General features: G+C 69.7%; 28 protein-coding genes and 1 riboswitch. Of the genes, 13 read left to right on the top strand and 15 right to left on the bottom strand.

From position 1 onward, the window contains the following. Window positions 1-74 precede the first annotated feature (74 nt). Window positions 75-365: a hypothetical protein gene (locus G6N19_RS05280; protein WP_193465903.1), complete on the top strand. Its 291-nt coding sequence runs from the start codon at window positions 75-77 to the stop codon at window positions 363-365. 3 nt (window positions 366-368) lie between these two features. Here G6N19_RS05280 and G6N19_RS05275 read toward each other — a convergent pair whose 3' ends face one another. Genes G6N19_RS05275 through G6N19_RS05260 form a run of 4 tightly spaced genes read right to left on the bottom strand, consistent with a single transcriptional unit; the run spans window position 369 to window position 5,431 of the window. Next, window positions 369-974 carry a class I SAM-dependent methyltransferase gene (locus G6N19_RS05275; RefSeq protein WP_193465902.1) on the bottom strand — a complete coding sequence of 202 codons (606 nt, stop codon included), beginning with the start codon at window positions 972-974 and terminating at the stop codon, window positions 369-371. Window positions 975-979: 5 nt separating this feature from the next. Then, window positions 980-1,405: a pyridoxamine 5'-phosphate oxidase family protein gene (locus tag G6N19_RS05270; RefSeq protein WP_013827730.1), complete on the bottom strand. Its 426-nt coding sequence runs from the start codon at window positions 1,403-1,405 to the stop codon at window positions 980-982. Window positions 1,406-1,461: 56 nt separating this feature from the next. Further along, window positions 1,462-3,114: a DNA repair helicase XPB gene (locus G6N19_RS05265; protein ID WP_013827731.1), complete on the bottom strand. Its 1,653-nt coding sequence runs from the start codon at window positions 3,112-3,114 to the stop codon at window positions 1,462-1,464. 31 nt (window positions 3,115-3,145) lie between these two features. After that, a complete protein-coding gene (locus G6N19_RS05260; RefSeq protein ID WP_193465901.1) occupies window positions 3,146-5,431 on the bottom strand; it encodes a helicase-associated domain-containing protein in 2,286 nt (761 codons plus the stop codon). Window positions 5,432-5,485: 54 nt separating this feature from the next. On the opposite strand from G6N19_RS05260, the gene G6N19_RS05255 reads away from it, so the two are divergent. Genes G6N19_RS05255 through G6N19_RS05240 form a run of 4 tightly spaced genes read left to right on the top strand, consistent with a single transcriptional unit; the run spans window position 5,486 to window position 7,081 of the window. Beyond that, on the top strand, window positions 5,486-5,683 hold the full coding sequence (locus G6N19_RS05255; protein ID WP_041317158.1) for a hypothetical protein: 198 nt from the start codon (window positions 5,486-5,488) through the stop codon (window positions 5,681-5,683). An 11-nt stretch (window positions 5,684-5,694) separates the two neighbouring features. Then, on the top strand, window positions 5,695-6,168 hold the full coding sequence (moaC, locus tag G6N19_RS05250; RefSeq protein WP_193465900.1) for a cyclic pyranopterin monophosphate synthase MoaC: 474 nt from the start codon (window positions 5,695-5,697) through the stop codon (window positions 6,166-6,168). Further along, window positions 6,165-6,647: a MogA/MoaB family molybdenum cofactor biosynthesis protein gene (locus G6N19_RS05245; protein WP_013827735.1), complete on the top strand. Its 483-nt coding sequence runs from the start codon at window positions 6,165-6,167 to the stop codon at window positions 6,645-6,647. Before moaC ends, G6N19_RS05245 begins: the two co-directional genes overlap by 4 nt. Continuing rightward, window positions 6,644-7,081, top strand: a complete 438-nt coding sequence (locus G6N19_RS05240; protein WP_013827736.1) for a molybdenum cofactor biosynthesis protein MoaE — start codon at window positions 6,644-6,646, stop codon at window positions 7,079-7,081. Before G6N19_RS05245 ends, G6N19_RS05240 begins: the two co-directional genes overlap by 4 nt. Window positions 7,082-7,141: 60 nt before the next feature. Here the strand turns inward: G6N19_RS05240 and G6N19_RS05235 are convergent, their stop codons facing one another. The 3 genes from G6N19_RS05235 to moaA all read right to left on the bottom strand — a co-directional run bounded on the left by G6N19_RS05235 (window position 7,142) and on the right by moaA (window position 9,922). Then, complete coding sequence (locus G6N19_RS05235) at window positions 7,142-8,044, bottom strand: transglycosylase family protein (protein ID WP_193465899.1); 903 nt, start codon at window positions 8,042-8,044, stop codon at window positions 7,142-7,144. A 9-nt stretch (window positions 8,045-8,053) separates the two neighbouring features. Then, a riboswitch (cyclic di-AMP (ydaO/yuaA leader) is annotated at window positions 8,054-8,230 on the bottom strand. Window positions 8,231-8,502: 272 nt separating this feature from the next. Continuing rightward, window positions 8,503-8,781 (bottom strand): MoaD/ThiS family protein, encoded by a 279-nt coding sequence (locus G6N19_RS05230; protein WP_013827738.1) that lies wholly within the window; start codon window positions 8,779-8,781, stop codon window positions 8,503-8,505. A 4-nt stretch (window positions 8,782-8,785) separates the two neighbouring features. Continuing rightward, the gene (gene moaA, locus G6N19_RS05225) at window positions 8,786-9,922 is read right to left on the bottom strand and encodes a GTP 3',8-cyclase MoaA (RefSeq protein ID WP_109559434.1); all 1,137 of its coding nucleotides are present in this window, start codon (window positions 9,920-9,922) and stop codon (window positions 8,786-8,788) included. Between the two features lie 217 nt (window positions 9,923-10,139). Between moaA and G6N19_RS05220 the strand changes: the two genes are divergently transcribed. From G6N19_RS05220 to G6N19_RS05210, 3 genes are all read left to right on the top strand, one after another. Then, window positions 10,140-10,550, top strand: coding sequence for a cold-shock protein (locus G6N19_RS05220; protein WP_013827740.1), 411 nt, complete (start codon window positions 10,140-10,142; stop codon window positions 10,548-10,550). Between the two features lie 96 nt (window positions 10,551-10,646). Further along, window positions 10,647-12,587: an acyl-CoA dehydrogenase family protein gene (locus G6N19_RS05215; protein ID WP_193465898.1), complete on the top strand. Its 1,941-nt coding sequence runs from the start codon at window positions 10,647-10,649 to the stop codon at window positions 12,585-12,587. A gap of 42 nt (window positions 12,588-12,629) precedes the next feature. Further along, complete coding sequence (locus tag G6N19_RS05210) at window positions 12,630-13,631, top strand: glutathione S-transferase family protein (RefSeq protein ID WP_083037340.1); 1,002 nt, start codon at window positions 12,630-12,632, stop codon at window positions 13,629-13,631. A 23-nt stretch (window positions 13,632-13,654) separates the two neighbouring features. Here the strand turns inward: G6N19_RS05210 and G6N19_RS05205 are convergent, their stop codons facing one another. Both G6N19_RS05205 and G6N19_RS05200 read right to left on the bottom strand, forming a co-directional pair. Beyond that, on the bottom strand, window positions 13,655-14,164 hold the full coding sequence (locus tag G6N19_RS05205) for a DUF2771 domain-containing protein (protein ID WP_041317164.1): 510 nt from the start codon (window positions 14,162-14,164) through the stop codon (window positions 13,655-13,657). Window positions 14,165-14,171: 7 nt separating this feature from the next. After that, the gene (locus G6N19_RS05200) at window positions 14,172-15,758 is read right to left on the bottom strand and encodes an MFS transporter (protein WP_193466306.1); all 1,587 of its coding nucleotides are present in this window, start codon (window positions 15,756-15,758) and stop codon (window positions 14,172-14,174) included. 222 nt (window positions 15,759-15,980) lie between these two features. Between G6N19_RS05200 and G6N19_RS05195 the strand changes: the two genes are divergently transcribed. Further along, window positions 15,981-16,931, top strand: a complete 951-nt coding sequence (locus G6N19_RS05195) for a DUF3027 domain-containing protein (protein WP_232062528.1) — start codon at window positions 15,981-15,983, stop codon at window positions 16,929-16,931. Here the strand turns inward: G6N19_RS05195 and G6N19_RS05190 are convergent. The 3 genes from G6N19_RS05190 to G6N19_RS05180 are packed head-to-tail and all read right to left on the bottom strand — an operon-like array spanning window position 16,928 to window position 18,277. Next, a complete protein-coding gene (locus G6N19_RS05190; RefSeq protein ID WP_041317168.1) occupies window positions 16,928-17,446 on the bottom strand; it encodes a hypothetical protein in 519 nt (172 codons plus the stop codon). The genes G6N19_RS05195 and G6N19_RS05190 overlap by 4 nt on opposite strands. Before the next feature lie 60 nt (window positions 17,447-17,506). Beyond that, entirely contained in the window at window positions 17,507-17,965 is a 459-nt protein-coding gene (locus G6N19_RS05185; protein ID WP_013827747.1) for an SRPBCC family protein, read from the bottom strand. Window positions 17,966-17,995: 30 nt separating this feature from the next. Further along, window positions 17,996-18,277 (bottom strand): DUF2530 domain-containing protein, encoded by a 282-nt coding sequence (locus G6N19_RS05180; RefSeq protein ID WP_049792843.1) that lies wholly within the window; start codon window positions 18,275-18,277, stop codon window positions 17,996-17,998. 39 nt (window positions 18,278-18,316) lie between these two features. On the opposite strand from G6N19_RS05180, the gene G6N19_RS05175 reads away from it, so the two are divergent. Both G6N19_RS05175 and G6N19_RS05170 read left to right on the top strand, forming a co-directional pair. Then, a complete protein-coding gene (locus G6N19_RS05175; RefSeq protein WP_013827749.1) occupies window positions 18,317-19,144 on the top strand; it encodes a TrmH family RNA methyltransferase in 828 nt (275 codons plus the stop codon). Next, window positions 19,141-19,416 (top strand): DUF2537 domain-containing protein, encoded by a 276-nt coding sequence (locus G6N19_RS05170; RefSeq protein WP_013827750.1) that lies wholly within the window; start codon window positions 19,141-19,143, stop codon window positions 19,414-19,416. Before G6N19_RS05175 ends, G6N19_RS05170 begins: the two co-directional genes overlap by 4 nt. On the opposite strand, the gene sepH is transcribed toward G6N19_RS05170, so the two are convergent. Together sepH and serC are read right to left on the bottom strand one after the other, a co-directional pair. Beyond that, on the bottom strand, window positions 19,407-20,183 hold the full coding sequence (sepH, locus tag G6N19_RS05165) for a septation protein SepH (RefSeq protein ID WP_013827751.1): 777 nt from the start codon (window positions 20,181-20,183) through the stop codon (window positions 19,407-19,409). The genes G6N19_RS05170 and sepH overlap by 10 nt on opposite strands. Before the next feature lie 113 nt (window positions 20,184-20,296). Continuing rightward, a complete protein-coding gene (serC, locus tag G6N19_RS05160) occupies window positions 20,297-21,415 on the bottom strand; it encodes a phosphoserine transaminase (RefSeq protein WP_083037263.1) in 1,119 nt (372 codons plus the stop codon). A 184-nt stretch (window positions 21,416-21,599) separates the two neighbouring features. Here serC and G6N19_RS05155 point away from each other — a divergent pair, with 184 nt between their 5' ends. Together G6N19_RS05155 and G6N19_RS05150 are read left to right on the top strand one after the other, a co-directional pair. Beyond that, a complete protein-coding gene (locus G6N19_RS05155) occupies window positions 21,600-22,652 on the top strand; it encodes an AurF N-oxygenase family protein (protein WP_193465897.1) in 1,053 nt (350 codons plus the stop codon). 20 nt (window positions 22,653-22,672) lie between these two features. Continuing rightward, window positions 22,673-24,373: an FAD-dependent oxidoreductase gene (locus tag G6N19_RS05150; RefSeq protein ID WP_193465896.1), complete on the top strand. Its 1,701-nt coding sequence runs from the start codon at window positions 22,673-22,675 to the stop codon at window positions 24,371-24,373. A 109-nt stretch (window positions 24,374-24,482) separates the two neighbouring features. On the opposite strand, the gene G6N19_RS05145 is transcribed toward G6N19_RS05150, so the two are convergent. After that, window positions 24,483-25,595, bottom strand: coding sequence for a citrate synthase 2 (locus tag G6N19_RS05145; protein WP_193466304.1), 1,113 nt, complete (start codon window positions 25,593-25,595; stop codon window positions 24,483-24,485). Window positions 25,596-25,629: the final 34 nt, after the last annotated feature.

Below are 25,629 nucleotides of genomic sequence, written 5' to 3'. Positions count from 1 at the left end.
GAAAGCCCCCCAAAACAGCGGTTTTGGGGGGCTTTCGCGTCTGCTCGCCATGCGGTCCCCGTTAGGCTGCAGACGTGACCTCCCCCGAACCCTCGTGGCTCCGGGGGATTTCGCGTCTGCTGGACTACCGGCTGAGCATCACCGTCGGGAAGCTGCTGGAGACGGCGTTGTGGCTGGGCCTGGTCTACGTGATCATCGGGGTGGTGTGCCTGTTCCTGCGGCCCGACGGTGTGGAGATCCTGCAGACTCGGGCCGAGGAACAGCTCGGGATACCGCCCAACAGCGTCTACGAGCTCGCGACGGTGGCCGGAGTGTTGCTGTGGCCACTGATGATGTTGTTGCCCGCCAACCCTTGTGGCGGCTGACGGTCAGGCCCGGCGAGCCAGCAGATAGTGCCGCACCGGCTGTCCGCCGTTGGCGGGCACGTAGTGCGGCTCATCACCGGAGCTGATCAGCTCCCACTGCGGAGCGAAGAGCCGGGTGATCTCGGCTTCGTCGATACCGCGGACCCCGAACAGCGCGCCGGGGGTGAACGCGACGATCAGCAGCCGCGAGTCGGGTCCGGTCACGGCATTGACCTGCCGGGCATAGATCGACCGGTCGTGATCGCTCATGCCGTGCAGGCAACCGCTGTCGGTCACCAGGGCGAAGTCGTCACCGAGACCGGCTGAGGCCAGTTGCGCGATGTCGGCGCAGACGAACCGCACCGACACCTTCCCGGCCTGGGCCTTGGCGTGGGCGGCGCGCAGCGCCCGCTGGGCGAAGTCGACACCGGTGACCCGCCAGCCGTTCTGCGCCAGGTAGATGGAGTTGTCCCCGGTGCCGCAGCCCAAGTCCAGCGCGGTGCCCGGCGCCAACCCCACGCCCGCGTCGAGCTCGACCAGATTGCGCAGCCCGCGGGCCAGCGCGTGGCCGTCCCACGGGGTGAAGCCCAGCCGGTACATCCCCCGAAACAGCAGTCGTCTGGCCGACATGGCGGCTAGATCGCCCCCAGATCCGCCGACACCCAGTGCTGCGGGCGCAGATAGATGACGACCTGCTCGCCCAGTTGAGCCCGTGCGAACTCGAGGAACCGCTCGGCGCGCTCGGCCGGCAGGTAGCGGTGGGCCAGCTCGACGTGCTGTTCGTCGGTGGCCGCTTCGATGCGGCTGACGGGACCGTCCACGGCGACGTAGCGCAGCGTCGGCTCGGTGCGCTCCACCATCAGCGAGAAGCACCCGGCCGCCTCGATGAGCTGCGTCTTGCGCGAGTCGGCCCCGGTCAGCACCCACGGCTCGCCGCCGGGTTCGTACTGGTACCAGATCGGCACCGTCAACGGGCCACGGTCGGTACCCGCGGTCACCGACAACGCCGCGATATGCGGCTCGGCCAGGAACCGCTCGCGTTCCTCCTTGGAAAGAGCCATGTTCCGAGGCTAACCGCAGTGCCGCCCTCAGGGCGCTCGCCGGGCGGGCGGGTCGCCTAGATTGCCGGTCCCAGCAGGTCGTCGGCGTCGCGGATGATGTAGCCGTAGCCCTGCTCGGCCAGGAACCGCTGCCGGTGCGCGGCGTACTCGGCGTCCAGGCTGTCGCGGGCGACCACCGAGTAGAACACCGCGCCACCGCCGTCGGCCTTGGGGCGCAACAGCCGGCCCAGCCGCTGGGCCTCCTCCTGGCGGGACCCGAAGGTACCCGAGACCTGGACGGCCACCGAGGCCTCGGGCAGGTCGATGGAGAAATTGGCGACTTTGGACACCACCAGGGTGGAGACCTCGCCCTTGCGGAACGCGTCGAACAGCTTCTCGCGCTCGGCGGTGCGCGTCGAGCCCTGGATCACCGGGGCGTCGAGCTGCTCGCCCAGTTCTTCGAGCTGATCGAGGTAGGCGCCGATCACCAGGGTCTGCTCGCCGGGATGCTGTTTGAGGATCGAGCGCACCACCGCGATCTTGGAGTGCACCGTCGAGCACAGCTTGTAGCGTTCCTCCGGCTCGGCGATCGCGTAGGTCATCCGCTCGCTCTCGGTCATGGTGACCCGCACCTCGATGCATTCGGCCGGCGCGATCCAGCCCTGGGCCTCGATGTCCTTCCAGGGTGCGTCGTAGCGCTTGGGCCCGATCAGGCTGAACACGTCACCTTCGCGGCCGTCCTCGCGGATCAGTGTGGCGGTCAGCCCCAGCCGCCGCCGCGACTGCAGGTCGGCGGTCATCCGGAACACCGGCGCCGGCAGCAGATGCACCTCGTCGTAGATGATCAGTCCCCAGTCGCGGCTGTCGAACAGCTCCAGATGCCGGTATTCACCCTTGGTGCGCCGGGTGATCACCTGGTAGGTGGCGATGGTGACCGGCCGGATCTCCTTGCGCTCTCCGGAGTACTCGCCGATCTCCTCTTCGGTCAGCGAGGTCCGCGCGATCAGCTCGCGCTTCCACTGCCGGCCGGCGACGGTGTTGGTGACCAGGATCAGGGTGGTCGCACCCGCTTTGGCCATGGCGGCGGCGCCGACCAGCGTCTTGCCGGCGCCGCACGGCAGCACCACCACCCCCGAACCACCCGACCAGAACGAGTCGGCCGCCATCTCCTGATAGTCGCGCAGCTGCCAGCCGTCCTGACACAGCGCGATCGGATGCGCCTCGCCGTCGACATAGCCGGCCAGATCCTCTGCGGGCCAGCCGATTTTGAGCAGCATCTGCTTGACCCGGCCGCGTTCGCTGGGATGCACCACCACGGTGTCGTCATCGATGCGGGCGCCGAGCATCGGGGCGATCTTCTTGTTGCGCAGCACCTCCTCGAGCACCGCGCGGTCCAGGCTCACCAGGGTCAGGCCGTGCACCGGACTCTTCACCAGCTGCAGCCGCCCGTAGCGGGCCATGGTGTCGACGATGTCGACCAGCAGCGGCTGCGGCACCGCGTAGCGGGAGTGGGAGACCAGCGCGTCGACCACCTGCTCGGCGTCGTGCCCGGCGGCGCGGGCGTTCCACAACGCCAGCGGGGTGATCCGGTAGGTGTGCACGTGCTCGGGGGCTCGCTCCAACTCGGCGAACGGCGCGATCGCGGCGCGGGCCGCGCCGGCCTGCTCATGATCGACCTCGAGCAGCACGGTCTTGTCGGATTGCACGATCAACGGCCCGTCGGTGCTCATGGGGCCCATTATCCGGAAGGGCCCGACAATCTCACTGCTCGGTCGAGGAGATCGAGGTGATGCGGTGGATGGTGAAGTCACGCATCTGGCCGGAGGTGGAATCGAACGCCACCAGTTGGCCGCCGCGGACCAGCACGGGGGAGACCTCCCGCTGGGTGGCCACCCCGGCGGCGTCGACGTAGCCGATCAGCACCGTGGAGCCCTCCGACGCGGCCCGTTTCAACATGATCATCGCGGTGACCGGCTCCAGCCGGATGTTGTCGAACGGCGCCGACGTCACCGTGCGCAGCACCCGGACCAGCGAGGTGAGGCTTTCGCTGCTGGGTCCGGCGACCGGCCGGTGGCCGCGCCGCTCGGCCGGCGTCGGCACCCGCACGCCGCGCGGCCGGATGTCGACGATCGTTCCGGTGGCGTCTTCGGCGGCCGGTGCGAAACCGGCGTCGCGCAATGCGGCCAGCACATCGGAGATCGGGGCCTGCGCCACCGCCACCGTCGGGGCCAACACCCGCAGACCGAGCGCCTCGGCGGCCGGAACCGCGGCCGCCTGGGCCAGCAGGGCCGGATCCTCGCAGCGCACGAAGGACGCCGCCATCCCGATCCGCAGCTGGCCGTGCCGGCGCGCAACGTCGTCGATCAGGTAGGTGAGCCCTTGCGGCACCGGCGTCTTGGAGTGTTTCTCGAAGAACGCCTGTAGCCCCGTTCCGGTCCGGCCCACGTCCAGGGCGGCCCGGATGGTCTGTTCGGAGACCCGGTACACCATCGCGGCGCCGGCCGATTCGACGGTGGCGACGACGGCCAGTTCCTCGGCGAGTTCCCGTTTCAGCGGCCCGGGCACCACCACGGTCAGATCGGCCTGCACCAGGAAGTGGTCGATCGGCTCGGGTAAGGCTCGCGTCATCGCGGTGACGGCGGGCGTTGGGTCGTCGGCCGACCCGGCGACCAGCACCCGTCCCGGAGTGCTGATCGCGCCGCGGCCCAGCACCCCCAGCGCGTGGGCCTCATCGAGCAGTTCCCCCAGCGGGCCGGGCTGCAGCCGGTTGGCCCAGCGCGGCCGGCGCCAGATCAATGCCTGCGACGCCGAAACGGCGTCGATCCCGGCACCGTCGGGCAGCTCGGCGAGCATGCCCAGCAGCAGCCGGCGATCCAGCGGGGCGGCGGTGGAGAACAGCGGCGTCGACAGTGCCGCCCGCGGCTTACCGTCTGCGCCGCGGCTGCCGATCAGGCCCGGCCGGGCCGGCAGCTCCAGCCAGGTGGCGGCCAGCAGCTGCCAGCGCTCGGCGGTCGGTTGCTCGGCGAACCGGTCGGCGAGCACCGTCGGCGCCCAGTACGGGCCGTCGGCGTCGGGCCACTCCCGCTGGTCGACCGTCGCCGGGTCGGGGTAGTCGGAGGCGATCAGCCGGGCGGTGGCCGCCAGTTCGAGCAGCAGACCCAGCCGGGCCTCGTCGACGCCGGTCGTCTTGGCCAGTCGCTTGACCTCGCGGACGCCCAGCCCGCCGCTGCGCAACTCCGGCACCGGCATCTCACCCAGGCTGGCCAGGATGACGTCGAGCTCGCGCAATAGGTCGATCACCGCGCCGGCAGCGGTCGCGTCGACGTCGGCCGCGGTGGTCTGCGACACCACCGGGTCGGGTGCTCGCAGGGCCGCCGGGCCGGGTTGCTCGCCGCGCAGCACCTGCCCGACCAACCGCGGCAGTATCACCGTTTCGTCGTCGACACGGCGCAGCAGGCCCGCCGCCAGCAGCCGCGGCACCGGATGCTCAGGCGGTGCTCCGGGGGCGGCGTCGCGGGTGCGGCCGATCGGGGAGCCCGCCAGTAGCTTGTCCAGCAGGTCGCGTTGCGGTGCGTCGAGGGCGGCGACGGCCTCGACGATCGCCTCGCCGCGTTGGGTGGGATCCTCCTGGGTGACCTGGCCCGGATGCCACGGCAGGCCCGCACCGGCCTCGGCGGCCACCCGCAGCGAACCGGTGGGCAGCGCGCCCCAGCACAGCGCCCGTTCGACCAGGTCGGTCAACGCCTCGTGCACCGCGTCGGCGGATGCCCGGTCGCCGATCAGCGCCAGCAGGTCGGCCACCGGCACCGCGGCCGTGTCGGCCTCCAGCACCAGCAGCGCGTCGATGAGTGCGAGCCGCAGGAAATCCAGCTCGTCGGTGGCCGCCCGCATCGACTGGCGGGCCTGCGCCCGCGCCGCCAGGGCGGCGATACTGCCCGGCGGCGGTTGGGCGAGGTCGGGCCGCAGCTCCAGCAGCCGGATCAGGCCCTCGTCGGGCAGCTCGGCTAGCCACGATCCCAGCGGCACACCCCGGGCGTGTTCGGTCATCGACGACCAGCGTAAGGCCCAACCGGTGAGCGTCGCCGATCGCGACCTGTCAGAATGGACGCCGTGGCTGCAAACCAGGACAAGAAGAATCGGTACGTCGACAACGGGTGGCCCGAGACCGACGGGGAACCCGCAGTGAGCGAGCTGCGCACCGACCGGGCCGGTGCCCTGTCGCCGTTCGGGAGCTTGGTCTTTCCGCTCCCGTCCGAGGAGCTGCCCTACCTACATCCGGTCACCGTCGTCAACCGGTAGGCGAGGACGCCATGGCCGGGCCGCTCTCACACCTCGACGAACGGGGCGCGGCCCACATGGTCGACGTCAGCGCCAAGGCGACCACCAAGCGTGTTGCGGTCGCCGGCGGCGTATTGCGCACCACCGCCGAAGTGGTGCAGCTGATCTCGGCCGGCGGGCTGCCCAAGGGTGACGCGCTGGCCACCGCCCGGGTGGCGGGAATCATGGCGGCCAAACGCACCAGCGACCTCATCCCGCTCTGCCACCAACTGGCCCTCACCGGGGTCGACGTCGACTTCACCATCGGCGAATCCCGGATCGACATCACCGCCGCGGTCCGCACCACCGACCGCACCGGGGTCGAGATGGAGGCGCTGACCGCGGTGAGCGTGGCCGCCCTGACCCTCTACGACATGATCAAGGCCGTCGATCGCGCCGCCGTGATCGACGACATCCGGGTGCTGAGCAAAGCCGGCGGCCGCACCGGCTCCTGGGAACGCGGATGAGCGCCCGGACCGCCCACGTCATCATCGCCTCCACCCGCGCCTCGGCCGGCGTGTACACCGACCGCACCGGGCCGATCATCGCCGAGTGGCTGACGCAGCGCGGCTTCGCGCCGGCGCAACCGGAGGTGGTGCCCGACGGGGATGCCGTGGGCACCGCACTGCGGGCCGCGGTGGCAGCCCCGGTCGACCTGGTCATCACCTCCGGGGGGACCGGCATCTCGCCGACCGACGACACCCCGGCGCAGACGGCGGCGCTGCTCGACTACGAGATTCCCGGCCTGGCCGATGCGATCCGCCGGTCGGGGCTGCCGAAGGTGCCGACCGCGGTATTGTCCCGCGGCGTGTGCGGGGTGGCCGGGCGGACGCTGATCGTCAATCTGCCCGGCTCTTCCGGTGGGGTGCGCGACGGGCTCGGTGTGCTCGCCGACGTGCTCGACCACGCGCTGGATCAACTCGCCGGCGGGGACCACGACCGATGACATCCACCGGCGTGCTGGTGCTGCGGGCGGCGGTCACCGAAGCGCCCATCGTGCTGAGCGAACACGAGGACCTGGTGGGCCACCGCGCCGCCGGCGCGATCGTCGGCTTCGTCGGCATGATCCGCGACCACGACCACGGCCGGCAGGTGAGGAGGCTGGAGTATTCCGCGCACCCTACGGCGCAACAGGTGATGGCCGAGGTGCTGGCCGAGGTCGCCGAACAGGCCCGCGGGATCCGCGCGGTGGCGGCCAGCCACCGGATCGGCGTGCTGCACATCGGTGACGCCGCGTTGGTCGCCGCGGTGGCCGCTGATCATCGCCGGGAGGCGTTCGAAGCCTGCGCGCGACTGGTCGACACGGTCAAGGAGCGGCTGCCGGTCTGGAAGCATCAGTTCTTCGCCGATGGCACTGAGGAATGGGTCGGTTCGGCCTGACCGCAGCCGAGACGAAAAAGCGGGGCCGGTGTCACACCGGCCCCGCTTTGTCGTTACTGCTTAGACCACGACCCGGCTGGGCTGCTGCGCGAACGCGGCCAACGCGTCGTTGCCGCTCACGTTCTCCGCCCGGATGGCCTGCCACAACTGCTGGTGGAAGCCCACGGAGACCGCCTGCTGCTTGTCGCCCTCGGGGGCCGGGACGGCCTCATCGCCCGGCGCGGGGGCTTCGGGAGCCGGGGCCTCGGGCGCGGGAGCCTCGGGAGCCGGCGGCATCCACCAGGGGGCCTCAGGAGCCGGCGGGGCGTCCTCGGCGATCGGGGCCGGAGCCTCGGGTGCCGGAGCCTCGGGTGCGGGAGCCTCCGGGGCCGGGGCCTCGGGAGCGGGGGCCTCCGGTGCGGGTGGCAGCCAACCCGCGGGAGCCACCGCAGGGGCGTCCTCGGCGGGGGGAGCCGGCTCGGGGGCCGGCGGAGCCCACCACGGTGCCGGCTCGGGGGCGGGCGGCGGAGCCATCGGGTTGTCCATGGCCACGGTCTCGCCGTTGGCGTCCGGGTGGTCGACGGGGGCATCAGCAGGCGCCGTCGGAACGTCGCGTGGAGACGGGCCGGACAGGCCGCGACCGCAGACCGGCCAGGCGCCGCGTCCCTGGGTCGCCAGCACGTTCTCGGCGATGGCGATCTGCTGCTCGCGGCTGGCCTGGTGTGCTACCGGGGCGTACTTGCCGCCGCCGTTGCTGCTCCAGGTGCTCGGCGAGAACTGCAGGCCGCCGTGGTAACCGTTGCCGGTGTTGATGCCCCAATTGTTGCCGGACTCGCATCGGGCGACGCGGTCCCATTCGTCATCGGTGGCTGCGGCCGCGTGCCCGGCGAGGGCCAGGCTGCCGCCACCGATCACGGCGCCGGTGAAGGCGATCTTGGCGATGTTGACGTTCGACTGGGTGGGCTTGCGATGCCGTCCACTCATACGGTGGTGAATTCCTCTCTGTCTACGCCTGCGAGGTCAGCGTCGGGTTCGGGCTATCGAGACCGCCCGGCCGTGACGTACCGCGGCACGTCGTGTGGCTTCACCCCAAGGGCCGGTCATGGCCCCGGTCCGCTCGCGGCGGACCCTGTGGGTCCCCCGCCTCCATCCATCAGGTATTCGTGGTCTTCCCCGCCCGCTGGATGGAGCTCGGCGCTACGAGCGGGGAAAGGCGGATCGACCGGAAGATTTTCGATACACCCGGAGATGTACCGTAACGGGTCTTACCGGCATCGTCACGTTTAGGGCTCCGGGGTGTTTTCACTGCTGGTTCTTCTCAAAACACCAGGAAGCCGCAGCGTTTACGCAGGTCAGAGCGCCCTCTATCAAGCCGTTGCCGCTCTGTTATCAATTCGTTATGTGACGTAGATCATGTTTCGGTTCGGGCGAACCCGCAGCCGTCATCCGCCCGCGAACGGGGGCAGGACGTCGATCGTCTCGCCTGGCTGCAGCGCTGCGGTGTGGTCGCGCACCGCGATCCCGTCGCGTAGGTAGGAGCACCGGTCCAGCACCGTGGCCAGCCGCTCGTTGCGGCCGGCGAGGGTCTCGGTGAGTTCGGCCACGCCGGCACCGGCGGGCACGCTGACGGTTTCGGAGTCGGTTCCCGCGGCCGCTCGCGCCGCGGCGAAGTAGCGGACCGTTACGGCGACTGCGGTGGTGTCGCTCAGCTGTTGGGTCATGAGTTCAGCCTCCTATTGCACTCATCGGCCGGTCCGGCTGGATGAAGTCCGGATCGTTGATGCCGTGGCCGGCCTTCTTGGACCACATCGCGGCACGCCACGCCTGCTCGATGGCGTCGTCGTCGGAGCCGTCCCGCAGCAGCGCCCGCAGATCGGACTCCTCGGCGGCGAACAGGCAATTGCGGATCTGGCCGTCGGCGGTGAGCCGGGTCCGGTCGCAGTCGCCGCAGAACGGCCGCGACACCGAGGCGATGATGCCGAAGGTGCCGGCCGGATTGTCCGGACCCTCATCGACCAGCCACACCTCGGCCGGCGCCGAACCGCGGGGTTTCGGATCCGGGCGCAACGCGAACTGTGCCTGCACCAGCTCCAGCAGCTGCTCGACACCGAGGCCGGCGTCGCGGCTCCAGTTGTGGTCGGCGTCCAGCGGCATCATCTCGATGACCCGCAGTTGGTAGCCGTGCTGCAGGCAGAAGCGCAGCAGGTTGACGATGTCCTCGCCGGTGATCTTGGGGTCGAGCACGGCGTTGACCTTGATCGGCGCCATGCCGGCCTGCGCGGCGGCCGCCAGGCCGTCGAGTACGTCGGGCAGGCGATCCCGCCGGGTGATCTCGGCGAAGTGGGCGCGGTCGACGGTGTCCAGTGACACGTTGATCCGGTCCAGCCCGGCGGCCACCAGGGCGCCGGCCCGTCGTGCCAATCCCAGACCGTTGGTGGTCAGTGCGATCTCGGGACGCGGCTGCAGGCCGGCGGCGGCGGCGATCACCCCTTCGAGGTGGCGGGCCAGCAGCGGCTCGCCGCCGGTGAATCGGATATCGGTGATGCCCAGCCGGGTGACACCGATGCGCATCAGCCGGATCAGCTCATCGTCCTGCAGCAGGTGTTGGCTGGGAATCCAGTCCAGGCCTTCGGCCGGCATGCAGTAGGTGCAGCGCAGGTTGCACCGGTCGGTCAGGGATATCCGCAGGTCGGTGTGCACCCGGCCGAACGTGTCGACCAACGGCCCGGAGGTCGGCATCTGCTCGGCGATGGCCCGCTCCACGGCTTCGTGGAAGGCCTGCCGTGCGGCCGTCTTGTCCTCCGCACCGATAGCGTCCACCTGCGGTGGTGGGGTCTGGGGACCCCGTTGCCTCAACGTCATATGCGTATCCGATTCGGTCGGCCGGCCGGAGAGCGTCCCAATCGCGGTCAACGTTCCACGCACGTCTGCTCCAGCGGCTCCCCCAGCTTACCGAGGAAACCGGGGTGCTCCGCGGGCCGCCATCCGAGTAGGATCACCAGGTGACGCGTCCTGCGAAGGCGGGACGCTTCATTTGTGTCCTCCCAGTACGTGATCAGTAAGACAGCAGGTGAGACCAGTGCCTACCGGCAAGGTGAAGTGGTACGACGCCGCGAAGGGCTTCGGCTTCTTGTCCCAGGAGGAAGGCGAGGACGTCTATGTCCGCGCCTCGGCTCTTCCGGACGGCGTGGAGGGTCTCAAGGCGGGCCAACGGGTCGAGTTCGGCGTCGCCGCCGGCCGTCGCGGACCGCAGGCGCTGACCGTCACGCTGATCGATCCGCCGCCGAGCCTGACCCGCAACCGCCGGGAGGCGGCGCCGGCCGAGCACAAGCACAGCCCCGACGAGCTGCACGGCATGGTCGAAGACATGATCACCCTGCTCGAAGGCACGGTGCAGCCCGAACTGCGCAAGGGCAAATACCCCGATCGCAAGACGGCCCGGCAGATCTCCGAGGTGGTCAAGGCCGTGGCCCGCGAGCTCGACGCCTAGCCAAGGCCGGCACCGAGGTGTAACGGCCGCCCTGATCGGGGAACACCGGTTGATAGTCGCTCGACGATGAGCGTCCTCAAACCGGGAGGTGCGGTGATGTCACAGCAGGTCACCGAGGAGCAAGCCAGGGCCGTCGCGGAGGAGTCCCGCGAAAGCGGTTGGGATAAACCGTCCTTCGCCAAGGGATTGTTCTTGGGTCGTTTCCCGCTTGAGCTGATTCACCCGTTTCCCCGGCCGTCGGATGACGATGCCGCGCGCACCGAGGAATTCCTGGGCAGGCTGCGGGAGTTCCTTGAAACCGTCGACGGCGCCGTCATCGAACGTGACGCCCGGATCCCGGACGAATACGTCAAAGGTCTGGCCGACCTCGGCTGTTTCGGGCTGAAGATCCCGGGCGAGTACGGCGGGCTGGGTATGTCGCAGGTCGCCTACAACCGGGCGCTGGTGATGGTGTCCAGTGTGCATCCCAGCCTGGGGGCGCTGCTGAGCGCGCATCAGTCGATCGGGGTGCCTGAACCGCTCAAGCTGGCCGGCACCGAGGAACAGCAGCAGAAGTTCCTGGCGCGGTGCGCGGCGGGGGCGATCTCGGCGTTTCTGCTCACCGAACCGGATGTGGGTTCGGATCCGGCGCGGCTGGCCTCGACGGCGACACCGATCGAGGACGGCGCCGCCTACGAACTGGAGGGCGTGAAGCTCTGGACCACCAACGGCGTCGTCGCCGACCTGTTGGTGGTGATGGCCCGCGTGCCCAAGGCCGACGGGCACCGCGGCGGGGTCAGCGCCTTCGTGGTGGAAGCCGACTCACCCGGGATCACCGTCGAACGCCGCAACGCGTTCATGGGGCTGCGCGGGATCGAGAACGGACTGACCCGGCTCCATGCGGTGCGGGTACCCGCCGAGAACCTGATCGGGCGCGAGGGCGACGGTCTGAAGATCGCCTTGACCACCCTCAACGCCGGGCGGCTGGCCATCCCCGCGATGGCGACCGGATCGGCGAAGTGGTCGCTGAAGATCGCCCGGGAGTGGTCCCGGGAGCGGGTGCAGTGGGGCAAGCCGGTCGGCGAGCACGAGGCCGTGGCCAAGAAGATCGCGTTCATCGCCGCCACCGGTTACGCGCTGGAGGCGGTGTTGGAGCTGTCGGGTCAGATGGCCGACGAAGGCCGCAATGACATCCGGATCGAGGCGGCGCTGGCCAAGCTGTGGTCCAGCGAGATGGCCTGTGTCATCGCCGACGAGTTGCTGCAGATCCGCGGCGGCCGCGGGTATGAGACCGCGGAGTCACTGGCCGCCCGCGGGGAGCGTGCGGTACCGGTGGAACAACTGGTGCGCGACCTGCGGATCAACCGCATCTTCGAAGGCTCCAGCGAAATCATGCGGCTGCTGATCGCGCGCGAGGCCGTCGACCCGCACCTGAGCGCCGCCGGGGCGCTCGCGAACCCCAAAGCCGGTCTGCGGCAAAAGGCCCAATCAGCCGCCGGAGCCAGCGGTTTCTATTCGAAGTGGTTGCCGCAGTTGGTTTTCGGCGAAGGTCAGCGTCCCACCGGCTACCGCGAGTTCGGCCGGTTGGCGGCGCATCTGCGCTTTGTCGAACGGCATTCGCGGAAGCTGGCGCGCAATACGTTCTACGGCATGGCGCGCTGGCAGGCCGGCTTGGAGAAAAAACAGGGCTTTTTGGGCCGCGTCGTCGACATCGGCGCGGAGCTGTTCGCGATGGCAGCGGTATGCGTGCACGCAGAAGCGCAACGGGCGGCTGATTCCGCCGAAGGGCAGCAGGCCTACCAGCTGGCCGACGCGTTCTGTCAGCAGTCACGGCTGCGGGTCGAGGCGCTGTTCGCCGCGCTGTGGACCAACACCGACGACACCGACGTGGCGCTGGCGCACGCGGTGCTCGAGGACCGCTGTACCTGGCTGGAAGACGGCATCCTCGACCCCTCGGAGGGCACCGGGCCGTGGATCGCCCACTGGGAGCCGGGCGCCTCGGACGAGCCCGATCTGGCCCGGCGCTTCGCGGTCGGCTCCGCTGCGCCCCGGACCTGAACTCCGCTGTGCCCACCGCCGATAAGTGCCACCATGAACGGCATGGCCGACTACGTCGCCGAGGGCGAATTCAATCGCGACACCGACTACATCACCACCCGGATCACCGCCGATGGCCGAGACGGGTATCCCGTCGAGCCGGGCCGCTACCGGCTGATCGTGGCGCGGGCCTGCCCGTGGGCCAATCGCACCATCATCGTGCGGCGACTGCTCGGGCTGGAAGACGTCATCTCCATCGGATTCTGCGGGCCCACTCACGATCAGCGCAGCTGGACGTTCGATCTTGACCCCGGCGGCGTCGACCCGGTCTTGCAGATCCCGCGGCTGGCCGATGCGTACTTCAAGCGGTTTCCGGACTACCCGAAGGGCATCACGGTGCCCGCGATCGTCGACGTGCCCACCGGAGCGGTAGTCACCAACGACTTCGCCCGGATCACGCTGGATTTCTCCACCGAGTGGTCGGCCTATCATCGCGACGGCGCCCCGCAGCTGTATCCCGAACCGCTACGCGCCGAGATCGACGAGGTGTCCAAACGGATCTACACCGAGATCAACAACGGCGTCTACCGGTGCGGCTTCGCTGGCAGCCAGGACGCCTACAGCGCCGCCTACCACCGGTTGTTCACCGCGCTGGACTGGGTCAGCGAACGACTGGCGGATCAGCGGTATCTGGTGGGCGACACCATCACCGAGGCCGACGTGCGGCTGTTCACCACCCTGGCGCGGTTCGATCCGGTCTATCACGGGCACTTCAAATGCAACCGGCAGAAGCTGTCCGAGATGCCGGTGCTGTGGGCCTACGCGCGGGACCTGTTCCAGACGCCCGGGTTCGGCGACACGGTCGACTTCGTCCAGATCAAGCGGCACTACTACATCGTGCACGCCGACATCAATCCGTCCCGGATCGTCCCCGACGGCCCGGACTTGGCGAATTGGCTCTCACCCCATGGTCGAGAAGCCCTGGGCGGCAGGCCGTTCGGGGACGGCACCGCGCCCGGTCCGGTAGCGGAGCCCGAGCGGGTGGCCGCCGGGCACGGGGTTTAGCCGGGCGCAGCGGGCCGCCGCCGTCAATCCTGCCTTTGATCCCGCCACTGCAGCCCGACCGCCCATTCGGCGTGCGGCACCGCGAACTTCTCGTCGGTGTCACGATCGACGACCAGCGTGAGCAGCTGCACCACCAGACCGCGTAGCGGTCCGCGGTGCGGGTCGACGGTGGGGATGGTGACCGCCAGGGTGCTGCCCGGCTGATACATCTTGCCGGTGGCGTCGGCCGGATCGTCGTAGAGCCGCAGCAGCCGCCACGGCGCCCGCCCGATGACCGTGTCGACCGACAGTTGCACCGGATTCCGTTCGTCGACCGCGAGCGTGCCCTGCGCTTCGGTCAGCACGCACTCGTTGAGGTCGAGCACATCGCAGAACATGTAGGGCCCGGCGTGGGTGAGGCGCCCGTTGGAGTAGGCGCTGATCTGCGGCGGCGTCGGCTCGCCGCCGCGGCTGAACCACCAGGTGGCGAACCCGGCCAGCGCCGCCGTCGCCGCCACCAGCACCGTCACCAACACGGTCGTCACACGTTTCACCTGCTCATCACCCCTGTCTCACGGAATCGCGGCGGGCGCCGTCCTGTTCGATCAGCACCGGACGGTTGCCCCCCAGGCCGGGGATCAACGAATCGCCGTGGAAGGAAAGGATGGTCTGGGCCAGACCCGGGATCAGCAGTGCGGTGATCGCGGTGAAGCCCACCCACAGGTCGGTGTATACCAGCACCCCCAGCGCACCGCCGAGCACCCAGCACAGCTGCAGGGTGGACTCGGTGCGGCCGAACGCCGAGGCCCGCGACTCCTCGGGCAGGTCGTCCTGCAGCGCGGCGTCCAGCGATGCCTTGGCCACCGCGCTGGCGCCGGAGGTGACCAGGGCGGCGACGGCCGCCATCACCAGCGTCCCGGCCACCGCGGCCGCCAGCGCGACAGCGGTCACCGCCATGGTGCAGCGCACCACCAGTACCGCGGGGCGACCCAATTGCAGCCGGGCGCTGGCGAAGTTGCCGGCGAAGTTACCCACCCCGGCGGCCGCGCCGATCAGCCCCAGAATGCCCAGTTGCACCCAACCGTCGGCGTCGTGCTGTTTGGCCACGAACGCCGGGTACAGGAACAGGAAACCGACCATGGCCTTGATGGTGCAGTTGCCCCACAGGGCGGCGATGATGTTGCGCCCCAGCGGTTGGCGCAGCGGCTGGCTCAGCGCCCCACCGGCCCGCCGCACCTGCTCGGGCCAGCTGCGGGGCCGTTCGTCGAGGCGGTAGCTCAAGGTGGTCGGAATCTCGCCGGTGGTCACCTCGACCCACCGCGGGATCCGCATGGACAGCGCCGCCCCGGCCACCGACACCGCGACGAGCACCAACAGTGCCCCCGGTAGCTGCAGTAGCCGGGTGAGGACGTATTCGGCACCCGCGGCGACGCCGCCGCCGACGATCGTTCCACCGAGCAGCCCGAACATCGTCAGCCGGGAATTGACTCGCACCAGATCGATCGATGGCGGCATCACTCGGGGTGTCACCGCACTGCGCAGCACCGTGAACGATTTCGACAGCACCATCATGGCCAGCGCACACGGGTAGAGCACCCAGGATCCGAAGGTGCCCGCGACGCCGTCGTAATTACCGATCAGCACCAGGGCCAGCGCGGTGCGCAGCGCGAAGGACATCGCGAGCGCCGCGCGCCTGCCGTGCTGCAGGCGGTCCAGCGCGGGACCGATCAGCGGCGCGACCACGGCGAACGGCGCGATCGTCACCAGGAGGTAGAGCGCCACCCTGCCCTTGCTCTCCCCGGCGGCGGCGGCGAAGAACAAGGTGTTGGCCAGCGCGACCGCCATCGCCGCGTCCACCGCGAAGTTGGCCACCACCGGCCACGTCAGCGCGGTCAGCCCGGATTTGTCGGCGCCGTCGGCGGTGGCGGCGCGCTGCACCAGCCCGTACATCCGAGATCCCATTTCGCGGCTACGGGCCGCGGCGGCCCGGGTCACCGTGACGCGGTCGGCGGTACCGGGATCGTCGGATGGGCGCTGCCGGCGCGGGGCCTCGGTGGTGTCATGCAGCGGCGGCAGGTAGCGGTTGGCGCTGGGCATCGGGTTGCGCTGCCGCTGGCCACCGGCGCTGTCGCTGGGGTAATTGGCCATGCCGGGGTGCTCGCCGGCCGAGCCGCCGCGGTGCCCCCGGCCGGCGGCCGAAATCGGACGGCGACGCCGGCCCGGGTCGGGGAGATCACGCCGCCGTGCAGACACACGTCGATTCTTCCCTATCATCGGCGCCCGGCCGCGCAGGCCGCGATCGTGCCTGCATGTGGCTGAGCAGGCCGCGCTGCGGCAGTATGAGGGGCGTAATTGAACGGAAGGACCCTTGTGACGTCTCCCGGCACAGAATCAGCCAGCGCGGCCATCGCGGTGCCCGCGGTGCTGGCCGCGGCCGTCGACGAGGCCCGCGCGGCCGTCGTCGAGTTCAGCGGCGCGGACACCGTCGGTGAGCACTTGGGCGTCGACTACGAGGACGCGACCGCCGCCACCCACCGGTTCGGCGCCGTGCTGCCCGGTTATCAGGGCTGGCAGTGGGCCGTCGTGGTGGCCGCCTTCCCTGGGGCAGCGCACTCCACGGTCAGCGAGGTGGTGCTGGTTCCGGGTCCCGGCGCGCTGTTGTCGCCGGAATGGGTGCCGTGGGATCAGCGGGTGCGGCCCGGCGACCTGGGTCCCGGAGATCTGTTGGCGCCGCCAGCCGACGATCCGCGACTGGTGCCGGGCTACACCTCCAGTGGCGATCCGGACCTCGACGAGGTGGCCGGCGAGCTCGGCCTGGGCCGGCGTTGGCTGTTGAGCCCGCTGGGTCGCGCCGAGGCGGCGCAACGCTGGCACGACGGCGACTACGGGCCGGATTCGGCGATGGCGCGGTCCACCAAGCGGGTCTGCCGAGACTGCGGCTTCTATCTGCCGCTGGCCGGTGTTCTCGGCACCGGGTTCGGGGTCTGCTGCAATGAGATGTCCGCGGACGGCCGGGTGGTCGACAGCGGGTACGGCTGCGGCGCCCACAGTGACACCCCGGTACCGGCGGGCACCGGCTCCCCGGTCCACGACCCCTACGACGACGGGGTGCTCGAGATCGTCGACGACGCTGAGAGTGCTGACGGTGCTGAGGCCACCACGGCCCCGCCCGCCGAGGCACCGGCCGAAGCGGCCGAGGCACCGGCCGAACCGGCCGACGCCCCGGCCGAACCGGTCGATCCGGCCGACGAGGCACCGGTTGAGGCCGAAGCCCCCGCCACCGAATCCGCCGCCGAACCGGGGGAGCCGGGCACCGGCTAGCCGAAGTTGAACAGGTACTCGCCTGGGATCACCACGGCCATCTCGTAAACGGTGTTGACCACCAAACCCGGCAGACCGAGGACGTAGTTGACGATGTCCTGCGGGATGGAGAACAACTCGCTGAAGGCCATCCCGAAGTCGAGGTTGACCAGACTGGTGATCAAACCTTCGACGTCATTGAACAGCGTGACCGGCAGGCTGAACAAGCTGTTGAAAAACCCTTGGGCCGCAGCGAATTCAGCGTTGATCAGCCCGCTGATGTCGAATGCCTCGGCCACCCCGGGGGTGTCGAAGGCCACGGCCTCGGCCGCCGCTGGAGCATCGAAGGCCGCCGTGTCGGCCAGGGCGTCGAAGATCGTGTCGGCCGTCAGGGCCACCTCGGTGGAGACCCGGGCGAGCGCGTGAGCGCTGATCTCCGGTGTCGCCGCCACCGGGGCGAGGCCGGCGGCCAGCAGCACCGCGGTGGCTGCGACGCCGCTCAGCATCCCAAGGCTGGATATCGCGGTCTCCACCATGTCCGGGGCTCCTTCCAGTTTCGCCGGTGACGATGGACGTTACCCCACTTGCGGGGCGCTTCAGCGGTTTTCGGCGGCCGCCTTGATCCGCTGCAAGGAGGCGTTCATGCCCTCGATCAGCTCGCGTTCGAAGGTGGGCGTCCCACCCATGAACTTGTCCACCAAGAACGCCGAGACCGCGGTGGTGTTGCCGTTTTCGACGTGCCGGCTCTCGGTGACCCGGGTGCCCTCGGCGGTTGGCTCGAGTTCGTAGCTCCACACACTGTGGTTCTCGCTGACCCGGAAGGCCAGTTTGCGGTCCGGGACGTACTCGGTGATGACGGAGGTGGTGGGCCAGAACATTCGGCCCCGCCGATTGACGTTGATGGTGCGGGTGCCCGGCCGTACCGCGCCCAGCGGTTTCATCCACCGGCACTGCGGGCTCCACTCCGGCATTCGCCGGAAGTCGGAGATCAAGTTCCAGACCTCGGTGACCGGCGCCTTGATGTCGATCTCTGCCTTCAGCAGCGGAGCTGCCATCTCGTTCCTCCTTGAATCGGCCGCAACCTTCTATTCGTGTTCCAGTCCGGTCTGGGCGCCGCGCGCGCCGCGCCGCGCCGCGGTGCGCTGCAACAGAAAGATCGTGGTGCCCAGTGCACCGACCCCCAGCCCGGCCACACTCACCGGCCGCCACGACTCCAGTGCCGGAATCGCGAACGCCGCGATGGTCGCGCAACCGAAGCCGGCCGCCCCGGCGCCGATCACCGGCCAGGCCCGCAGCAGGGCGGTCGGCAACGGCGGCGGCTCGGGGGAGGGCTCAGTCGGAGGCTCAGGGATCGGTTGGGGGGTCATCGCCGTTGACGTTAGCGCCTCGCCGGTAATGTTCGGCCAGTGGCCAGGGTCCTCGACGTCGTCGATATCGACGATCCGCGCGATTCCCGGTTGGACGATTTCCGCGACCTGAACAGTGTCGACCGCCGCCCGGACCTGCCCACCGGTAAAGGGCTGGTGATCGCCGAAGGCGTGCTGGTGGTGCAGCGGATGCTCGTCTCGCGGTACTCGCCGCGGGCGCTGCTGGGCACCGACCGCCGGCTGGTGGAGTTGGCGGACGATCTGGCCGTTGTGCCCGACGTGCCCTACTACCGGGTGAGCGCGGAGGTGATGGCCGAGGTCGTCGGATTTCACCTCAACCGTGGTGTGCTGGCCGCTGCGTCGCGGGTGCCCGAGCCGACGGTGACCGATGTGGTTGCCGATGCTCGCACCATCGCGGTGCTCGAAGGTGTCAACGACCACGAGAACCTGGGCTCGATATTCCGCAACGGCGCCGGCCTCGGAGTGGATGCGGTGGTCTTCGGCAGCGGCTGCGCCGATCCGCTGTACCGGCGCGCGGTGCGGGTGTCGATGGGGCATGCCCTGCTGGTCCCGTTCGCCCGTTCGACGGACTGGCCGGCCGATCTGGCCATGCTGCGCGACCGCGGGTTCCGGCTGCTGGCCATGACACCGGACCCGCGCGCCGACGCGCTGTCGACGGCCATGGCGAAGGTGCACGACGACCCGGTGGCGGTGCTGGTCGGCGCGGAGGGGCCGGGACTGTCGGAGCAGGCCATGCGGGCCAGTGACCTGCGAGTGCGCATCCCGATGTCGCGGGGCACCGACTCCCTCAACGTGGCGACCGCCGCGGCGCTGGCCTTCTACGAGCGCACTAGGCTGCCGGCATGACGCCCAGCCAGACCACGCCCTGGGCGACCGGGTTGACCGTGGCGGCGTTCGTCGCGGCGGTGTCGGGGACCGCGATCGCGGTGCTGAGCCTGGGGTTGATCCGGGTGCACCTGGCGGTGGCCGTCGTCCTCAACCTGATCGCGGTGGGCGGACTGGCACCCACGGTGTGGGGCTGGCGACGCACCCCGGTGCTGCGCTGGTTCGCGCTGGGCGCCGGAGTCGGCGTGGCGGGGGCGTGGCTGGTGCTGCTGGCGCTGGTTGCTCAGCGCTGACCGCTGGAGCGCACCCCGAGCAGCACATCCTCCCAGCCCGGCACCGCGGGCTTGCTGCGGCGGGCGCGGGCCGTCGGGCGCGGCGGGGCAGGCGCTTCTTCGGTCGCGGGCGCGGCGGCCGGCTCCTCGAAGTCCAGCTGGGCGACCGCGGCGACCGGTCGCAGCTGCCGGTCGAAGTCGGGGTCGATGAGCTCCATCGCCGGATCATCGAGGGCGGTCACCGTTCCACCGTGCGCGCCGGGGGCGAACCAGAAGTGGGCGACGTTGTCGGAACGGCCGGCCTTCCAGGCCAGCTGAACCGTCCAGCGTCCGTCGTCGTTGCGCCAGGCGTCCCAGCTGCTCTGATCGGGGTTGAGGCCGCGGCTCATCAGCGCGCTGGTGACGACCTCGAGCAGGGTGGGCACGGCCGGCCCGTCGGCCAGTACCGGGTGAGCGGCGGCGGCCAGTTCCGCGGCTCGGGAGCGCTCCAGCAACACCGGGTGGGCGAACCGCTCCACCCGGGAGACGTCGACACCGGCCGCTGCGGCCACCTGCTCGACCGACGCACCGGCGCGGATGCGGGCCTGAATGTCCTTCGGGCGCAGCATGCTGATGCCCAGGTCGATCTGGGTCTGCCCGACGCGGCTGGCCTCGCCGCGCACCGCGCCGCGCAGCCGGTCGTCGATCCGCACCCGGAACATCTCGGTGCTGTCATCGTCGTCGCCGACGCTCTCGCAGATGATGTGCTTGCCGTCGGCGTCGAGGCCGATCGCCCTTAGTTCCCGCATGACTTCTCCTTGCGCAGGCCCGGTTAGCTGCGGACTTTAGTGCAGTGAGCGGCCCGGACGGCGGTGACACGCTGGGGTTATAACGACTTGGTCACGAGAGGCCGGAGCCGCGCTCAGAGCCTCTCCACCACGAAGTCCACGCACTGGGTCAGCGCACTGACGTCGTCGGGCTCCACCGCCGGGAACATCGCCACCCGCAACTGGTTGCGGCCCAGTTTGCGGTAGGGCTCGGTGTCGACGATGCCGTTGGCCCGCAAAATCGCGGCCACGGCACCTGCATCCACGGAGTCGGTGAAGTCGATGGTGCCCACCACCTGCGACCGCAACGCCGGGTCGGCGACGAACGGGGTGGTGAACGGCCGGGACTCGGCCCAGGAGTACAGCCGCTGCGACGAATCCGCGGTGCGCTTGACCGCCCAGTCCAACCCGCCGTTGCCCAGCAGCCAGTCCAGCTGCTCGGCCAGCAGCGCCAGCGTGGCGATCGCAGGGGTGTTGTAGGTCTGGTTCTTCGAGCTGTTGTCCACCGCGATCGGCAAGGACAGGAATTCGGGCACCCAGCGGCCCGAGGCGGCGATCGCCTCGATGCGCGCCAGCGCGGCCGGGCTCATGATCGCCAGCCACAGCCCGCCGTCGGAGGCGAAATTCTTCTGCGGCGCGAAGTAGTAGGCGTCGGTCTCGGTGATGTCGACGGGCAGACCGCCGGCGCCGGAGGTCGCGTCGATCACGATCAGTGCCTCGCCGGCGTCCTCGGGCCGGCGCACCGGTACCGCCACGCCGGTCGACGTCTCGTTGTGCGCCCAGGCGATCACATCGACAGACGGGTCGGATGTCGGCTCTGGGGCGCTGCCGGGCTCGGCCTTGATGATGATCGGATCGCCCACGAACGGGTTCTTGGCCACCGCCGAGGCGAACTTCGCGCTGAACTCGCCGTAGGTCAGGTGCAAGGAGCGCTGGTCGATCAGCCCGAATGCGGCCGCGTCCCAGAACGCGGTGGAGCCGCCGTTGCCCAGCACCACCTCGTAGCCGTCGGGCACCGAGAACAGCTCGCGCAGACCGCTGCGGACCCGGCCGACCAGGTTCTTGACCGGCGCCTGCCGGTGCGAGGTCCCGAACAGCGGCGCCGCGGTGGTGACCAGCGCGTTCAGCTGCTCCGGCCGGACCTTGGACGGCCCGCAGCCGAACCGTCCGTCGGCGGGCTTGATGTTGTCCGGGATCGTGAGCTGCTCAGCCATGGCCCCTAGCGTAGACAGCGGACCGCTACGCCTCGCACGGCAGGTTTAACGTGATGCGGATCACATGGAACACTCGACACGTGTCAGGCCCACAAGCCGTCTGAGGCTCTGGACGGGTAGCCGATACCTGCGGTACCGTTATACATAACAAGGCCAAATGTAAACGTCAGTGGGGGTGTCTCCGATGGCTCAGAAAACGGCTCAGAAACTGAACCAGAAACCGGCCCGAACCGGCATCGTGCGGCGGTGGCGGGCCAACATGGACGTGTCCGACGACACCGCCTACGTCGACATGCTCAACACCCTGTCGGAAGGCTCGGTGCGGCGCCACTTCAACCCGTACCTCGACATCGACTGGGACAGCCCGGAATTCAAGGTGTTCGAGAATGACCCGCGGTGGATCCTGCCGGCCACCGACCCGCTGGGCAAGCACGCCTGGTACCAGGCGCAGCCCGAGGAACGCCAGATCAAGATCGGCATGTGGCGTCAGGCCAACGTGGCCAAGGTCGGCCTGCACTTCGAGTCCATCCTGATCCGCGGCCTGCTCAACTACGCGTTCTGGGTCCCCAACGGCTCACCGGAGTACCGGTACTGCCTGCACGAGTCGGTCGAGGAGTGCAACCACACCCTGATGTTCCAGGAGATGGTGAACCACATCGGCGCCGACGTGCCCGGCATGCCGCGGTTCCTCAAGTGGCTGGCGGCATTCATTCCGCTGGTCGCCGGCCCGCTGCCGATCCCGTTCTGGTTCGGCATCCTCGCCGGCGAGGAGCCCATCGACCACATTCAGAAGGACATCTTGCGCGAGGGCAAGACGCTGCACCCGGTCATGGAGAAGGTGATGGCGATCCACGTCGCCGAAGAGGCGCGGCACATCTCGTTCGCGCACGAATACCTCAACAAGCGTGTTCCGAACCTGCCGCGCCGCAAGCGGTTCTGGCTGTCGCTGTTCGTGCCGGTCACCATGCGGATCCTGTGTTCGGCGATCGTCGTTCCGCCGAAGGCGTTCTGGCAGGAGTTCGACATTCCGCGTTCGGTGCGCAAGGACGTATTCTTCGGGTCGGCCGACGCCCGGCGGATGCTGTCGGACATGTTCGCCGACGTGCGGATGCTCTGCCACGACACCGGGCTGATGAACCCGGTCGCCAAGCTGATCTGGCGGATGTGCCGGATCAACGGGGCGCCGTCGCGCTTCCGGGCCCAGCCGCAGCGCGCGCACCTGTCGCGCGTCGCATAAGTCAGCGAACCCGCCGCCTCATGCCGCACGTCATCAGCCAGGCATGCTGTAACGACGCGTCCTGCGTGTTCGCCTGTCCGGTCTACTGCATTCACCCCAGCCCGGACGAGCCGGACTTCGCCACCACCGAGATGCTCTACATCGACCCGGACGCCTGCGTGGACTGCGGCGCCTGCGTCCGGGCCTGCCCGGTCGACGCGATCTACCCCGATACGCAGCTACCGGCGCAGCAGCTGCCGTTCATCGAGATCAACAAGTCGTACTACCCCAAGCGCCCCGAGGGCGTGAAGCTGCCGCCGACGTCCAAGCTGGCGCCGATCCTGCCGGCCGCCGAGGTGCACCGGCGCGGCAAGTATCCGCTGACGGTGGCCATCGTCGGCTCCGGGCCGGCCGCGATGTACGCCGCCGATGAACTGCTGACCCAGCCCGGTGTGCTGGTCAACGTGTTCGAGAAGCTGCCCACCCCCTACGGCTTGGTGCGCGCCGGGGTCGCCCCCGATCACCAGCACACCAAGCTGGCCACCAAGCTGTTCGACGAGATCTCCTGGCGGCGCGGCTTCAACTTCTTCCTCAACGTCGAGGTGGGCAATCACCTGCGCCACGCCGACCTGCTGGAGTATCACCACGCTGTGCTCTACGCCTCCGGTGCGCTGCACGACCGACGGTTGGAGATCGACGGCATGGGACTGCCCGGCACCGGCACCGCCACCGAGGTCGTCGGCTGGTACAACGGGCATCCGGAGTTCACCGACCTGCCGGTCGACCTCGGCCACGAGCGGGTGGTGATCGTCGGCAACGGCAACGTGGCCCTCGACGTGGCCCGAATCCTCACCGCCGACCCCGACAAGCTGGCCGGCACCGACATCGCCGACAACGCACTGGCGGTGCTGCGCGACTCCCGGGTGGCCGAAGTGGTGATCGTCGCCCGCCGCGGCCCGATCGCCTCTGCGTTCACCCTGCCCGAACTGGTCGGGCTGACCCAGGCCGCCGAGGTGGTGCTCGACGCCGAAGACCACGCCCGGGTACGTAACGACCTGGCGACCGTGCGCGACACCTTCACCCGGCAGAAGCTGGAGATCCTGGCCAAACTCGGCAGTGTTGACAGCGCCTCCGCGCGATCTACCAAGCCGCGCATCCGGTTCGCTTACGAGCTGACCCCGGCCCGGGTGCTCGGCGAAGAACGGGCCACCGCAGTCGAATTCACCGTGACCGGCACTGACGAGCTGCGTAGGCTCGAGGCCGGCCTGGTGCTGACCTCGATCGGCTACCACGGCACCCCGATCGCCGACCTGCCGTTTGACGACGCCGCCGGGGTGGTTCCCAACGAGGGCGGCCGGGTGGTCGACCCGGTCACCGGACAGCCGGTTCCGGGGGCGTATGTATCCGGGTGGATCAAGCGTGGCACCAATGGTTTCATCGGCACCAACAAGTCCGATTCGCTCAAGACGATCCAGAGCCTGGTCGCCGATTACAACGCCGGTCAGCTCAGCGAGCCGATCGGCGGGCCGCGCGCGGTCGCCCGGATGGTGCACGCCCGCCGGCCCGAGGTGATCGACGCCGCCGGCTGGAAGGCCATCGACAGGGCGGAGATCGCCCGCGGTCAGGCGCAGAACCGGCCGCGGGTCAAGTTCACCCGGGTGCCCGACATGCTCGACGAGGTGGCGGACCACTCCGACGTGCCATTGCTGCAGAACCTGCTCAGCGCCTTGCGGCGGCGCTGAACCCCGCCTGCTCGGGCGCGCGCCTGGGCCCGCCGAACGTGTAGTCACTGCGAAAAATCGCGCAGCAGTTCGCAGTGGTTACACGTTCGGCGCTGACATCCCGTTCGGGTCAGCCCTTAGGGAGCCGATCCCAGCCGGCCACCGACTCCGCGCCGCGCGGCCCCGGGCCGACGTAGATGGCCGACGGGCGCACCAGCTTGCCCAGGCGCTTCTGCTCCATGATGTGGGCGCACCAGCCCGCGGTACGCCCACAGGTGAACATCGCCGGCATCATCGCCGGGGGCACTTCGGCGAAGTCCAGGATCACTGCCGCCCAGAACTCCACGTTGGTCTCGATGGCCCGGTCCGGCCGGCGCTCCCGCAGCTCGTCCAGTGCCGCCTGCTCCAGGGCTGCGGCCACCTCGTAGCGGGGCGCGGCCAGCCGTTTGGCGGTGGCGCGCAGCACCCGGGCGCGCGGGTCCTCGGCGCGGTACACCCGGTGGCCGAAGCCCATCAGCTTCTCTTTGCGGTCCAGGATGCCCTTGACCACCGCGCGGGCGTCCCCGGAGCGCTCCACCTCTTCGATCATCGGGATCACCCGGGCCGGAGCGCCCCCGTGCAGCGGGCCGCTCATCGCACCGATCGCGCCGGACAGCGCCGCGCCGACGTCGGCGCCGGTGGAGGCGATCACCCGGGCCGTGAACGTCGAGGCGTTCATGCCGTGCTCGGCCGCCGAGACCCAGTAGGCGTCGATCGCCTCGATGTGGGCCGGGTCGGGCTCGCCGCGCCAGCGGGTCATGAACCGCTCGGTGATGGTGGCGCAGCCGTCGATGGTCTGCTGGGAGACCGGTGGCTGTGAGCCACGCGCCGATTGAGCGACATAGGAAAGCACCATCACCGCCGCGCGCGCCAACTGATCGCGTGCGGTGGCGTCATCGGTGTCCAGCAGCGGCTGGAATCCCCATTGCGGGGCCAGCATGGCCACCCCGGCCTGGGCGTCGACGCGGACGTCGCCGGTGCGCACCGACAGTTCCAGCGGCTCGGCGGGTGCCAGGGGGCGAGTGAAGTCGCCGTCGACCAGCAGGGCCCACACGTCGCCGAAGCTGACTTTTCCGGCCAGGTCCTCGATGTCGACACCGCGGTAGCGCAGCGCGCCACCATCCTTGTCGGGTTCGGCGATCTCGGTGGTGAACGCCACCGTGCCCTCCAGGCCGGCAACGAAATTCTCCGGGACTGCAGCAATCATGTGTTGGATTGTCCCACCCCGGCACCCGGCA

It is taken from the genome of Mycobacterium novum (assembly GCF_010726505.1).
Lineage (GTDB): Bacteria > Actinomycetota > Actinomycetes > Mycobacteriales > Mycobacteriaceae > Mycobacterium > Mycobacterium algericum.
This window is presented reverse-complemented; position numbering and strand designations above follow the sequence as displayed.